Source organism: Mariniflexile fucanivorans (assembly GCF_004341235.1).
Classification (GTDB): Bacteria; Bacteroidota; Bacteroidia; order Flavobacteriales; family Flavobacteriaceae; genus Mariniflexile; species Mariniflexile fucanivorans.
In genome coordinates this window covers 556,965-571,718 of the sequence record NZ_SLUP01000001.1, presented here as the reverse complement: position 1 = coordinate 571,718, position 14,754 = coordinate 556,965, and the positions used below count along the sequence as shown (strand labels likewise).

Sequence of the window (14,754 nt, the reverse complement as noted above, 5' to 3'; positions counted from 1 at the left end):
TAGGAAGCTTTTTTGTTTTATAATATATTATTTTAAAGCAAAACTCGTTACTTATAAATATATTTGAATATTGAAAATTTAAAAATGATTAAAAGACTCATTGTATTTATAATTTGTTTAACACCATTACTTCAATATGCACAAGATTTTTCAGCACTTTGGAAAGGTCATTTTTCATATAACAGCATAAAGGAAGTTGTACAGGGCAACAATAAAATTTATGCCGCTGGTGAAAATGCAGTGTTTAGCATCGATTTAATTTCAAACGAAATAAAACAGTTAAATACAGTGAATGGATTGTCGGGTGAATCAATTTCAACCATTTATTACAGTGACACTTATGAGCTTTTAATTATTGGCTATGAAAACGGGCTTATAGAAATCGCATTTGATAATGATGATGAAATTTTAACTGTTGTTGATATTGTTGAAAAACCAACTATTCCTGCTGTACAAAAAAAGATTAATCACTTTAATCCTTATGGTAATTTAGTTTATATAGCAACAAATTACGGAATTTCAGTCTTTAATTTAGAACGTTTAGAGTTTGGTGACACCTATTTTATTGGTAATGGAGGTGGCCAGATACAAATAAACCAAACCGCTATTTTTGGAAATTATATTTACGCTGCTTGTTCTGGAGGAAATGGATTAAAAAAGGCCTTAGTTAACAGTCCTAATTTAGTTGATTACCAAAATTGGCAAACGGTTACTACGGGAGATTTCACAGCTATCGAAACGGTTGAAGATAAACTTTATGCATTAAACACAAATAGGCAAATATTTCAGGTAACAAACGATGTGTTAAACTCTTTATTTCAATATAATACGACCCCTTTAGAGGTTAAAAATGTATTTGGTAATTTAGTTGTAACGACTTCAAATAATGTATTTGTTTATAATAGTAGTTTTACACTTCTATCTCAAGTGGCAATAAGCCCAGATTTTTCAACACAGTATGTTTCTACCACTACAGATGCTAATTTTATTTATTTAGGCACAACAGATTTTGGTGTTTTAAAAACATCACTTACAAACCCTACGACCTTTGAAGAAATACATCCCGAAGGTCCTTTGCTAAACATTCCGTTTTCTGTTGAGGCAGAACCTAATGGTGTTTGGGTTACTTTTGGTGATTATGATATTTTTTTTAATCCTTATGGTTTAAACAGTCGTGGCATTAGTCATTTAAACGATAATAAATGGGTTAATACACCTTTTAGTGATGTTTTAGATGCAAAATGCTTGAATACAATTACGGTGAATCCTTCTAATAATAATCAAGTTTTTATCAGTTCGTTTTTTAATGGTTTATTGGAAGTTAATAGTGAAATACCCACTAAACTATACAATGAAAAAAACAGTGGATTGGAATCTTTAATTCTTGCTGACAATCCAAATTATGTTGATATTAGGGTAGGTCCAACGGCTTTTGATGACAACGGTTTGTTATGGACGGTTACAAGTTTGGTAGATAAGCCTTTAAAATCGTTTAACCCTTCCAATAACACATGGAAATCCTATAGTTTTAGTGATATTATTCAGAGTAGAAACTTAGGTTATGGCGATATGGTAATAGGTCAAGACGGAACAAAATGGATAGCTAGTTATGAGCATGGTTTTATAGGGTTTAAAGAAAACGGCAATAGCTTTTCAATAAAAAACGTAAAAACTGAAGAAGATAATATGCCCTCCATATATGTTACAGCTTTGGGATTAGATAACAGAAACCAACTTTGGATTGGTACGGTGTCAGGTTTAAGGGTTCTTTATAATACTTCAAGCTTTTTTGAAGATGATATAAATGTAGATGAAATCATTATTTTAGAAGACGGCATCGCCAAGGAACTATTATTTCAACAATTTATTACAGATATCGAAGTAGATGGCTCTAATAACAAGTGGATTGCTACTGCCGATTCGGGTGTTTTTTATTTATCTTCAGATGGACAAGAAACCATCTACCATTTCACAAACGATAATTCACCCTTACCATCAAACATCATAAACGATATTTCAATAGATGGCACCAATGGGATCGTTTATATAGCGACTAGCAAAGGCTTGGTGTCTTTTCAATCGGGTAGTTCAAGCGCTTTTGATACTTTGGACAGGGCTTATGCCTATCCAAACCCTGTAAGGCCTACTTTTAATATTGTTGATCAAAAAGTAAAAATTAAAGACATTTCAGAAAATGTTAATATAAAAATAACCGATATTGAAGGTAATTTGGTAGCCGAAGCCCAATCTACAACCAACAAACGTTACAGTGGGTATAACCTTGAGATTGATGGCGGAACCGCTTATTGGAACGGTAAAAACTTAGCAAATAATATCGTCGCTTCTGGAGTGTATTTAGTTATGCTATCAGATTTAGATACCTACGAAACCAAAGTTTTAAAATTAATGGTCGTTAGATAATGCTTATTACTACAAATGCGATTGTACTTTCAAAATTAAAATATAAGGATAACGATTTAATTGTAAAATGCTATACCCAAAACTTGGGCGTTGTTAGTTTTTTGCTCCGAGGCATTTTAAAAAGCAAAAAAGCAAATACTAAAGCGGCATATTTCCAACCACTTTCACAAGTTCAGCTAAGTATTAGTTACAAGGAAAACAGATCCTTGCAAAGTGTTAGTGATACTAAAATGAACCATGTTTATAATAGTTTGCATACACATGTTTTAAAAAGCGCTATTGTTATGTTTTTATCTGAAATATTATCGAGCACTTTAAAAGAGGAAGAGCCAAACGAAACCTTGTTCAGCTATATAGAAACTACGTTGTTATGGTTGGATGAACAATCTGAATATTCAAATTTCCATTTATTATTTCTTCTTAATTTATCTAAATATCTAGGTTTTTACCCCGATACAAAACATCAAGAATATAACTATTTTAGTTTGAAAGAAGGTAAATTTGAAAGCCATCACCATGATAATTATACCATTTCAGGTGAAAATTTAACACTGTTAAGGCAGTTGTTAGGCACAACATTTGATGCCTTACCAGCAGTTAAGATAAATTCAAAACAACGCCAATCATTTTTAAGTATGATGTTACTGTATTTTGAATTACATTTGGGCAGTTTTAAACCGCCCAAATCACTGCAAATATTTAATCAAGTTTTTAATTAAAACATGAAGTTTTTCTTTGCCCTTTCAGTCCTTTTAGTAGTTTCATTACAATTAAAGGCTCAAAATATTAAGGTTCTAAATAGTCTTACTAGAGAGCCTATTTTCGGGGTGGCCATCTATAATGTAGATAAATCTAAAAGTACGGTTACAAACTTTTTGGGCGAAGCATCTTTAAATGCATTTTCTAATAACGAAATTATTTATTTTAAGCATTTATCGCATGTTCTTAAAGAAATAACCAAGCAACAAGTGGGGTTGTCAAACCGAGTTTATTTAGTCTCGAATACCGAAGGCTTGGATGAAATTATAATATCTGCTTCTAAGTTTGAACAGAACAAACGCGACATTCCCCAAAAAATAATAAATATTAATGCGGAAGCTATACAATTTACAAATCCGCAAACAAGTGCCGATTTGCTAGAAAGTACTGGACAAGTTTATATGCAGAAAAGCCAGTTAGGTGGTGGAAGCCCAATGATTAGAGGGTTTTCAACCAACCGATTGTTAATAACTGTAGATGGTGTTAGAATGAACAATGCCATTTTTAGAGGTGGAAATCTGCAAAATGTTATATCCATCGACCCATTTTCAATACAAAATACGGAAGTTACCTTAGGTTCTGGTTCGGTAATTTATGGAAGTGATGCCATAGGTGGCGTGATGAGTTTTTACACCCAACAACCCCAAACATCTCTATCCGATTCGTTATTTTTTAAAGCAAATACCATCTTGCGATATGCTACAGCAAGCGATGAAAAAACTGCCCATATCGATTTTAACTTGGGTTACAAAAAATGGGCGTTTTTAACCAATGTGAGTTATTCCGATTTTGGCGATTTACGTATGGGCAAACATGGCCCAACCGAATATTTAAGAACCGAATTTGCCCAAACTACTAGTACTGGAGACGTTATTATACAAAACAACAATCCGTTAGTGCAAAAACCAACAGGCTATCAACAATTAAATATGATGCAAAAAGTGCATTATAAACCTCAAGATAATTTAAGCTTCGATTTAGGGTTGTTTTACACCACAACTTCAGATTATTCAAGATACGACCGGCTTATTCGCTACAAAAACACCACATTACGTTCTGCAGAATGGAATTATGGGCCACAAAACTGGTTCATGTCAAATTTACAGATTACCAAATTAAGTAGCCATTCCAGTTTATACGATAAAATAAAAGCAACCATAGCTTACCAAAATTTTCAAGAAAGCCGCATGGATAGAGATTTTCAATCTTCCATCAGAAATTTAAGAGATGAAGCGGTTGATGCGTATTCCTTTAATTTAGATTTCGAAAAAAACCTAGCTCTTAAAACCCAACTTTTTTATGGAGTTGAATACGTTTATAACAAAATAAGGTCCAATGGTGAAGAAGAAAATATTAGTACCAACACTGTCATTCCAACCGTTTCCAGATATCCTAATGGATCCAGTTGGCAATCTGCCGCGGCTTATACAAGTATTAAGTACAAACCTAATTTGAAATTTGTATTTCAGTCGGGATTAAGGTTTAATTATATCGTTTCAAATGCCGATTTTTCAGAAAACAACCAATATTTAAATTTGCCATTCAACACTGCAAAAACAGAGGCTTCTGCACTTACAGGAACGGCAGGAATCCGTTGGTCGCCAAATGCTATTTTACAATGGAAATTAAATGCATCATCTGCGTTTAGAGCGCCAAATATAGATGATATAGGTAAGGTATTCGACTCGGAGCCGGGGTCTGTGGTAGTGCCAAACAACAACTTAAAATCGGAGTATGCTTATGGTGGCGAATTGGGTTTAAAACTTAATTTTGATGAAAAACTTGTTTTAGATTTAAGTAGTTATTATACCTATTTAGATAATGCCTTGGTACGACGCGATTTCACTTTAAATGGTGAAACCCAAATTATATACGATGGAGAACTAAGCAACGTACAGGCCATACAAAATGCGTCAAAAGCTTGGATTTATGGGTTTGAAATGGGTTTAAAATTAACTATAACTAATCAATTAAACTTAACTTCGCAATACAGCGTAATAGGTGGATCAGAAGAAGAAGATGGTGTTGAAATGCCTGTTAGACATGCAGCTCCCAATTTTGGAAACACTCATTTAGTTTGGATGCATAATAATTTGAAATTCGATGCTTTTGCAGTTTATAACAACGAACTTTCTTTTTATCAATTAGCACCTTCTGAAATTGAAAAAGATTATATATATGCTAAAGATGCCAATGGTAACCCATACAGCCCATCGTGGTACACGCTTAATTTTAGAGGTCAATACCAAATAAGCGAATCGACTACCATAACCGCCAGTTTAGAGAATATAACAGACCAGCGTTATAAAACCTATTCATCAGGTATTGCTGCTGCTGGAAGAAACTTCATTTTATCTTTAAAATATAGATTGTAAGGTTATTATGAGAAGATAACAAATGAAATAATCTCATCTTTTGAAATTAAGAAAAGTTTAAGCAAACAGATTGCTTCGCCCATCATAATAGTTCATATATTGAAGTACCTACAAAAACAAAAAGCGGAAAAAATAAATTTTTCCGCTTTTCAAATATTACAAAAGGTATTACTATAAATTGAAAGCAGCACCTATATTAAGTGTAAACTGGTTGTGTAATTTTTCTCCAGGATCTAGTGTATCGGTATTGTATTTTGCAAAAGGCACGTTGAATTCGGTGTAAAGTCCAAATCCATCCGAGAAAAAGTAACGCATTCCTAAATGGCCACCAAAGTTTTTAAGGCTAAGATTTAAACCGGGGTACACATCAAAATTTTCGTCTACATTTATAACGTTTCCTATGTGGGCGTTAAAACGTGCTTTTAGATCAAAACGGTCTCCAAAATTTTTAGAAACTTCATCGCTAATTCCTAAAGCGTATGATGATGACACACCAACGGAGATGTTCTCGCCCAAACCATAATCGTAGCTTATATTTACGCCTGTTGCATTGTTTTGAAAATTAGCCCCTAATTGAAGTTTGTTATCGTTAGTGCCTGTATAAGCTTGTGAATAGCCCAGTGTTGCACTAAGGATAGTTACTAATAAAATTATTTTTCGCATGATTTTTATTTAAATTTTAAGTACTGCAAATATATTATAACTTATTTTAAAAAGGCTTGTTATTTATAAGTTCTTGTGGGTTTTTGTAATGGCTTGTTGGTTTTTCCAGTCTATCCATTTTTGTCCCTTTATACGCCGCATGGTATTATCAAAATGACGCATTATAACCAAGTTGTAAAGCGCTTTACTAAAATTTTTTGGGTTTCGGGCAATGGCACGCAAACTCATGGAAAAACCAGGCGTTATGTAGCGCATGTAGTGCCAGTAACCTTCGGGCATGTATAAAACCTCACCATGGTTTAGTTCAGTTTGATAACCTACGGCATTTTTAAGCATGGGCCATTTGTCAAAATCGGGGTTTGCAAAGTCTATATCTTCTCGGGTAATTAAAGAATGTGGTATTTTATATAAGTATTTACTCTGCTTTTGGTCGAACAAAATAATTTGTTTTTTACCTTCAAAATGAAAATGGAAAATATTTGCCAAATCAATATCATAATGCATAAAGGTGTATGAATCGCGACCACCAAAAAATAACATGGGGATGCCTTTCATAAGGCGCAAGCCAAAATTTGGAAACGAAAAATCTTGTTGTAATTGCGGGATTTCTTTAATGGCATTCCATAAAAAAATACGGTATTTGGTGGGTTCGTGTTTTAGCAAATCGATGTAATCGCCCAATTTCATTTTAGCGTGTGGTTGGTTAAAACCATCTTTGTAATCTACTGGGCGGTCGTCGTAAAGTGGTACGGTAATTTCACTGCCAGCAGTTTTCATATAGTCTAAATTCCACTTTTTGTACGCTGGCCAATGGTCAATAAAATGCTCAATAACCACAGGTTTTTGCGGTTTAAAATAGTGCTTTAAAAAGTCCTCTTTTGTAATTGTTTTTACTCGAGGAATATCTTTTAAGTTTAAAGACAAGGCGTATTTAATTTAGTAAACCAAAGTTAATAAAACGTAATGAAATAAGAAATAGTATTTTGTGTGTTCCATTGTAAATGCGGATTCATCACGATTTTAATTTTAAAATAGAAGGAATGAGTAACCCTTAACATGAGTTTAACAAGAAGTTAGTTATGGTTTTTAAATTTCGTTTTTTTATTAATCAAAAATTTAAAGATTTAAAAGAAAATCCTTCTTTACTAAAATATTCTAACACCTTAGGTAATGCATATTGCATGTTTTTCGAGGCTTTTACACTATCATGAAATACCACAATACTGCCGTTAGTTGTGTTGGAAATAACATTATTTGTGCAAGTTTCTTTTGATACGTCTTTTTCCCAATCAAACGACAGGACATCCCACATAATTACTTTATAGTTTAACTCTATAAGTTTATTGCCTTGCATGGGTGTAATGAGTCCGTAAGGAGGCCTAAAAAGGTTAACGATTGATGAACTTGAAATTTGATTGTTGATTACCTTTTCAGCTTCAGCTATATTATCTAAATAGTCTTGTAGCTTCGTTTTCCATCCCTTAATATGGTTATGGGTGTGGTTCCCAATGGCGTGTCCTTCAGCTAGGATATTTTGAAATATCTCAGGATGCTTTTCAACATTATTACCAATGCAAAAAAAAGTGGCTTTTGCGTTGAATTTTTTTAAAGTATGTAACGTCCAATTTGTGATTTCAGGCGTTGGTCCATCATCAAAAGTTAGATAGATTACTTTATCATCAGTTGCGATGTTCCAAACAAAGTTTGGGAACATCTTTTTTGCAACTAATGGTGTTTTTACTGGTACTAAGGTCATGCCTTACTCCGTTATTAAATCGATACTATCTGATGTTGATAAATCTATTTCTGTATTCGGCATAGAATCCTGTTCTTTAGAATTACCTCCGTAAAAGTGTTTAAATAACATTAAGTTATTATTGAAAACATCACCTTCTGTTTCAGCAAAATCAAGGTCGTATTTCACTAAAACATTTATTAAGCCTTTGTAACGTTCAATATCTGTATAAATCTCTTCAAACAAGCGTTCTTGATTATCCTTTTTTAATTTGCTGTAGTAGTTCAAATTTTCTTGATACTTTTTAGCGACTTCTTTAAATAAATTTCGTGCCTTTTCTTTATTGCCTACTTCATAATAAGCACTAATATAAGGTTCTAAAAGGGTATAGTATCCAAAATAATCTACAGGCATGTTAGTCATGGCGATGTCTGCAATTTCTTCGGCTTTACCTAGTTTTTTCTCGGTAAGTAGCTGTTCAATTAATCGGGCTAAATTACCTCTGTAAGAAATAGAGTTTTTACGTGTTTCAGGATCGTGATATATATCTGGACTTCCACTATTACCCCAATCCCATTTTTTAACTTTGTTGTACATAAGTTCGCTATCTACACGTCCCATATCAAAGGGGTTTGCTCTGTCAATAGGTGTTTTTATTGGTACTAATTTGTAGCACATGCCATCTAGTTGCAAATAGTCTTTCATCCAAATGTAATCGTCGTCACCAAAGCTTCCGCCAGTAAAGTAAATAGGACGTTTCCAATCATTATTAGCAACAATATCAAGCATTAATAATCTGTTTTTGTATAGAGCACCGCCAGTTACATTTATGTCTATATAAGGCACAATTTTATCGGCATCTTTAGGGCTTACAATACCATATTTTAAAGCATTCTCTTTATTTACTGGAATTCTTAAAAACTCCGTAGGCAAATAAGTGGCATTTAAATCTTGTGATCTAACCTGTGAAATATCAACCCCTTTTTGTTCTAAGATATATCGATACTTGGTTTTGGGGTTATTACTAGCAATAAAATCTAAAAACTGTTTTACTAGCAATGTATCTTTAACAACAGGTTCTATAATAATATAGTCGTTAGTACCATATTTATATAAATCGTGGGTTAATTGAGACGGAATGGGATCACTTTCATAGGCTTTACGCTTCATCTGGTCTATATACCAATCCGTTTGAAATAAACTGGTGTTTACTACACGCACATCGGTTCTATAACCTTCAATTTCTTGGGCATACCAAAGTGCAAACGTATCATTATCACCAATAGTGAATAAAATACCATCTTCGGCACAGGAATCTAAATACATTTTAGCCATAGATTTGGCAGTGTATTTATCTGAACGGTCATGGTCATCCCAATTATTAGCAGCTAAAATACCGGGTACTAATATTAAACATAAAATGGATAATGCAGGAGCTAAAATTTTAGGCGACATGTACTTTTTCAAAGCATCGAACAAGGCATATACCCCAAAACCTATCCAAATGGCGAACACATAAAATGAGCCTACAACCGAGTAATCGCGTTCACGCGGTTCAAAAGGGCGCACATTGGTGTAAACTTGTATGGCTATTCCCGTGAAAAGGAAAAACACCAATAAAATCCAAAAGACGTTTTTATTTTTATTGAATAAGAAAAAGAAACCTATCAAACCTAAAATAAGAGGCAGCATATAATAAGTGTTTCTTGCTTTATTATTAATTACATCACTTGGTAAATTGTCTTGTGATAAACCTAAAAGTTTTTCATCTAGCGGTTTAATACCAGTTATCCAATTACCGTGGTTGTCATATTTTCCTTGAATATCATCTTGTCTGCCAGAGAAATTCCACATAAAATAACGCCAATACATATATCCTAATTGGTATTCAAACATATATTTAACATTACTGGCAAAAGAAGGCGTATCAATATCAATATAATTTTTAAAACGTTTTAAGAAGTTATTATAATCTTCATAATCAACAGATCCTTTGGCGACATCATTTTTAAAGTTAGTAATGGTAGTTCGCAATTCGTTTTCCATTTGGTATTCTGGTTTTAGTTTAAAATCTAAAAACCCAGAAAACATCATGTAATTTTCGGCGTGTTCCGCACTCCACATACGTGGTAAAATAGATGCATGCTTATGGTTGTAGTTTTGCTTTGCGTTCTTATAATCGTTCACTATTACATATTCGCCTTTAGCTTCGTCTTTTTCATATTTAGGCTTATCATCGACATACGGATCGTTTTCATCTAAATAAGCATATTGGTCGGTAAACTGTGGTCCATAAAACAAGTGTGTTTCAGGATACTGCTCTAAATTATAATAAGCCAATAATTCTCTGGCACTCGATGGGTTATTTTCATTGACCACTACATTTGCATTGGCGCGAATAGGAAGCATTAACCATGTTGAAAACCCAATAATAATAAAAGTGACGCATAATACACCTGTATTAAGATGAACCATGCCTTTTTTATACGTGTAATTTAGTGCGTAATAGATAATAGCAACCAGTAGAATACCTGCAATAATAGACCCTGAGTTAAAAGGAAGCCCAATGGAATTCACAAAGAAAATTTCAGAAATACTAAAAATTTTAAGAATGTTAGGTGCTAATAGTTTAAATATAAAAAGTAAAATGGCCACCGAAACCACATTAGCGATAATGAAGTTTTTAATAGTGATGGTTTTATAATTTTTAAAATAATAAATAAGCCCGATGGCGGGAATGGTCAATAAACCCATAAAATGGACACCAAAAGAAAGCCCAATAATAAACGAAATTAAAATAAGCCAACGGTTCCCACGAGGTTTGTGCATATCTTGTTCCCAACGTAACCCAAGCCAAAACATAGCAGCCATAATTAAGGTGGCCATGGCATAAACCTCGGTTTCTACGGCGTTAAACCAAAACGAATCGGTAAATGTAAAAGCTAAACTGCCTACAACACCACTGCCTAAAATAGCGATGGCTTTCTCATTTGTAATTTCTTTTTTATTGCCAACCAACTTTTTTAAAAGCAACGTAATGGTCCAAAACATAAAAAGAATGGTGAATGCGCTAGATATAGCACTCATCATGTTCATCATAAAACCAACTTGCGAAGGCTCTAAAGCAAACATCGAGAAAAATGCTCCAAGCATTTGAAATAACGGTGCTCCTGGTGGATGGCCTACTTGTAATTTTGCCGAAGTTAAAATGTATTCGCCAGCATCCCAGAAACTTACAGTAGGCTCTACTGTTAATCCATAAGTGATAAACGCTATTAAAAAAGTGAACCATCCTAAAATGGTATTCCATTTTTTAAAATTGAAATTGGTCATAAAAAAGGTATATTTATTAACTGTGGCGAATTTAACAATAAATATGGTATTCGGAATGTTTTTAAGTAAACGTTAAGTATTAGAAATTATTTTTCAAAAAAATACTTGTGGAAATAAAACTTTGTATTAAATTTGCACCCTCAATTACACACTGGCTTATGGTGTAACTGGCAACACGTCTGGTTTTGGTCCAGAAGAGTCTAGGTTCGAGCCCTAGTAAGCCAACAAAAAGTCTTTCAGTAAATCTGAAAGACTTTTTTGTTTTTATAAAAGTAGAAACCTAAAAAAGCAATTAATAAAAACATAGAAATCCCTAACCACCACCAATTATTGTTTGAATACATTTCAATAGGATTGGTATCTCCCATTAAAACCAAACCTGCCCAAAACTGTGGGCTCAAAGCTCTGCCGTCATGATTAGTAATAAAATATAATTTAGCATTTTTTAAGGCTAAATCTTTACTTTGACCCGCTTCTATATTCTTGTAAAATTGTTCGATGATTATAGCACTAGACTGTTCATCTATTTTCCATAAACTGGTTAAAATACTTTCACTACCTGCATAATTAAAGGCATGTGCCAATGAAATCATGCCTTCACCAGATTGATAGGTTGGTTTTCCTGTTTCGCAGGCTGTTAATATGGCCAAATTAGAGTTTAAGCTACAATTATAAATTTCATAGGTATATAGCGAGTTGTCATCATTGGAGATAGAAATGTCCTTAGCAAAGATTAAACGCGAAAGTTCGGGGCTTATATTGTTGGATTCTGCATGGGTGCCAATATGAATAATTTTATGTTCGCTGGCATTGTTTTTAAAAACTTGTTCTGTTGAATTTTCATTTAAAAAGCAACTGCCATCAAACACATTAGAATAGGTTTTGGCTAGATTAACACTAAACGGTTGTTGTAGAAGTGATAAATAGGTTTTATCTAGTCCAATAGAATCTGTTATGGCAAGCTTATATTTTTGCTTCATGTCCTTATTAAACTCTGGTGCAAAGGCTACAAAATTATTCTTGTAGATGGGTTGTTTTTTGGTATCATCTAGCAAAAAGAGGCTGTAATTATAGGATATAGTATGTTTTGCCAAAAGACTGTTTGTGGCAAGTTCTTTAAACGATTTTATTTTCTTGGGCGTTAAAGTTTCAAAACTTAGGTTGAAAAGTTCTCTATCTGGAATAATCACTACTTTTTCATTTGTAATTTTATTTTCAAAAGGTTGCCAAAGTTTTATATAAAGTTTGTGAAGCAAATCGCTTGTTTTAGAAATATCAGATTGATCTTTAGTTAATTGGGCAACAGATCCAGCTACATCCTTAAAGTCTAACTTATAAATGTTTTTAGTTTTTTTATCAACAATTACGGCGTACAGTTCACCATCAATAAAAAAGTATCGAACTATGGATGTGTTTTTAGGAAGGTTTTTCTGAAGATTTTCCAAAGATTCTGAAATGGTTCCATAACGCATTTTGTAATATTTGGGATGTGTTTGCTTTAAAGTGTCAAGAAAATTATTCCACGCTAAATTGGATTTCTGAAAATTTTGAATAAATTCAATGTCATCTTCTTCTTGGTCAATATCGACATCTAATTTTTTGCGAAGTGCGTTTTCTCTATCTTTTAAGTGCTTTGGGACTTCCAAAAAGGAAATGTCGTGATTTAGGTTTAACCGCACCCTAAGTTTGTTGTAAATAGAAGACTCATGTAAACTAGTAAGGTTTTCAAGATATTTTGGTTTGCCCGTTTTATTATAGAGTTCCAAGTTTAATTTTTTGGCAAAATCAAAAACATCCTTGTTACTTTCTATTAACGTGTTTACACTTTCTAAAGTAGATATAACCTCTCTTTGTTGCTCCAAAATTATAATAGCCTCATTTACCTGAAGCAGTAAATCTTCAATAAACTGTTGCGTTTTTACTTCTTCTAATGCATATTTAGCCTTGGCGTTTAAGATTATGAATTCGGCTTTGTCTGCTTCAAAATGCCTTTTATCAAAACTATTTTTACTGCCACTATAGTTTTTATAAGAATCTAAAACCTTCGAACTCCAATAAACACATTTTTCAAAGTCACCAACGTTATAATTTATTCTTGCAAGTGTTAAAATAATATCATTAATTAAGTAATCGGTTTCGCCATTGCTGGATTTTACATAATTGTATAATTTAGTGGCGGTTTTAATGGCTTCATCTTTTTTTTGCAGCTCGCTATAAACAATAGCCATGTTCATTGCGGCATAAAGTCTGTTTCCATCATATTTTCCGGGATTCGATTTTTCATAATAAAAATCACTTTTTTTATAGTATTCAATGGCTTTATCATACGCTGCGTTTATATAATAAGCCTCACCATAAACATTGTTTAAATAAGCCAGCCATCTATAATCTTCACTTGGCATAGCTTCAAGACATCTTTTAGCCTCGTCTAAATATTGAAATGCAGCTTTAAAATCTCTTTTGGAAACCTTAACCTCGGCTACGGGAATGGTTCCAATAAAATATTCTTCGGTATTAAACGCAAAATTTTGTTTTGTGAATTGGTAACAGAGTTGAGTAATTTTATCTGAATTATCAAAATCGCCAAAATCATAATATAAACTAGATAGGTTGGTGTAGCCAACGGATAAATTTCGTTTTACTCTTGGTGTTAACGGGTGATTTTTTGCTTCTTGAAGAAACTTTTTATTTAGAGAAATGGAGGCTTCTACCAACGCTTTTGCTTCCAAATGTTTTCCGCTATTTAGCTTTATATTAAATAAATTACCCTTTATCGCGGCAGGTAAATAAAGTCTATTTTCCAAATTGTTTTCCAATAGAGGAACGTTTTTTAGTGCTTTTTCAAAGTAGTAAACAGCACTATCTTGCTTTGAAGAAAAATACATAACCGCTCCCATAAGATTATACACACGTGCAGAAATAGGGTATGCTATCTTGGAGTTGTTTTTTATTAAAGATTCGGCACTCCTCATATGTTTTTCTAGAAGTGAAATTTTACCCAATTTCATGGCGTAATCACCTAAATAATATTCTGCTTCAACCAGAAACTTTTTGTTTTGAAGTTTTAAAGCGAAGTCTTTAGCCTTTTTTCCATAGTCATAAGCGTCTTGGATATTCCCTTTTTCGAAGAGAAGTTTGGCTATATCGGCATTTAAAATATATAAAGTTTGAATGTTCTTTGTATGATCTTGAATGGTTTTTTTTAGGTTAAACGTTCTTTGTGTGTCTTTATTTTTAAGCAAATCTATTTTCCCTAAAGGATAGATGTAATGAGATAAGGTATCGAAGTTTTTTTGATTCTTAAAAAACAGAATTTGTTTATTTATTTCAACATCAGCCTGATTTAAACGGTCTAAGCTTATCAGTTCACTTACTAAGTTAATGCCTTTATTGTTTTGTGAAAATAATGTGATTGAATAACAAAATATTATTAGTAATGAAATCTTGTATTTTAAACGATATTCCATT

At 32.9% G+C, this 14,754-nt stretch carries 8 protein-coding genes and 1 tRNA gene; 4 read left to right on the top strand and 5 right to left on the bottom strand.

The features are described from left to right. Positions 1 to 84: 84 nt before the first annotated feature. The 3 genes from porZ to EV196_RS02490 are packed head-to-tail and all read left to right on the top strand — an operon-like array spanning position 85 to position 5,555. Positions 85 to 2,421 (top strand): type IX secretion system anionic LPS delivery protein PorZ, encoded by a 2,337-nt coding sequence (gene porZ, locus EV196_RS02500; RefSeq protein ID WP_132214550.1) that lies wholly within the window; start codon positions 85 to 87, stop codon positions 2,419 to 2,421. Beyond that, entirely contained in the window at positions 2,421 to 3,140 is a 720-nt protein-coding gene (gene recO / locus EV196_RS02495; RefSeq protein WP_132214548.1) for a DNA repair protein RecO, read from the top strand. The genes porZ and recO overlap by 1 nt, the downstream gene beginning before the upstream one ends. A gap of 3 nt (positions 3,141 to 3,143) precedes the next feature. Next, positions 3,144 to 5,555 (top strand): TonB-dependent receptor plug domain-containing protein, encoded by a 2,412-nt coding sequence (locus EV196_RS02490; RefSeq protein WP_132214546.1) that lies wholly within the window; start codon positions 3,144 to 3,146, stop codon positions 5,553 to 5,555. A 171-nt stretch (positions 5,556 to 5,726) separates the two neighbouring features. Here EV196_RS02490 and EV196_RS02485 read toward each other — a convergent pair whose 3' ends face one another. The 4 genes from EV196_RS02485 to EV196_RS02470 all read right to left on the bottom strand — a co-directional run bounded on the left by EV196_RS02485 (position 5,727) and on the right by EV196_RS02470 (position 11,286). Further along, positions 5,727 to 6,218 carry a DUF6646 family protein gene (locus EV196_RS02485; protein WP_132214544.1) on the bottom strand — a complete coding sequence of 164 codons (492 nt, stop codon included), beginning with the start codon at positions 6,216 to 6,218 and terminating at the stop codon, positions 5,727 to 5,729. Between the two features lie 63 nt (positions 6,219 to 6,281). Then, positions 6,282 to 7,142, bottom strand: coding sequence for a cupin-like domain-containing protein (locus EV196_RS02480; protein ID WP_132214542.1), 861 nt, complete (start codon positions 7,140 to 7,142; stop codon positions 6,282 to 6,284). A gap of 184 nt (positions 7,143 to 7,326) precedes the next feature. Then, positions 7,327 to 7,974: a polysaccharide deacetylase family protein gene (locus tag EV196_RS02475; protein WP_132214540.1), complete on the bottom strand. Its 648-nt coding sequence runs from the start codon at positions 7,972 to 7,974 to the stop codon at positions 7,327 to 7,329. Positions 7,975 to 7,977: 3 nt separating this feature from the next. Then, a complete protein-coding gene (locus EV196_RS02470; RefSeq protein WP_132214538.1) occupies positions 7,978 to 11,286 on the bottom strand; it encodes a glycosyltransferase family 117 protein in 3,309 nt (1,102 codons plus the stop codon). Between the two features lie 152 nt (positions 11,287 to 11,438). Here EV196_RS02470 and EV196_RS02465 point away from each other — a divergent pair. After that, positions 11,439 to 11,511, top strand: a tRNA-Gln gene (locus EV196_RS02465). Positions 11,512 to 11,522: 11 nt separating this feature from the next. On the opposite strand, the gene EV196_RS02460 is transcribed toward EV196_RS02465, so the two are convergent. Then, positions 11,523 to 14,753: a CHAT domain-containing protein gene (locus EV196_RS02460; RefSeq protein WP_132214536.1), complete on the bottom strand. Its 3,231-nt coding sequence runs from the start codon at positions 14,751 to 14,753 to the stop codon at positions 11,523 to 11,525. Position 14,754: the final 1 nt, after the last annotated feature.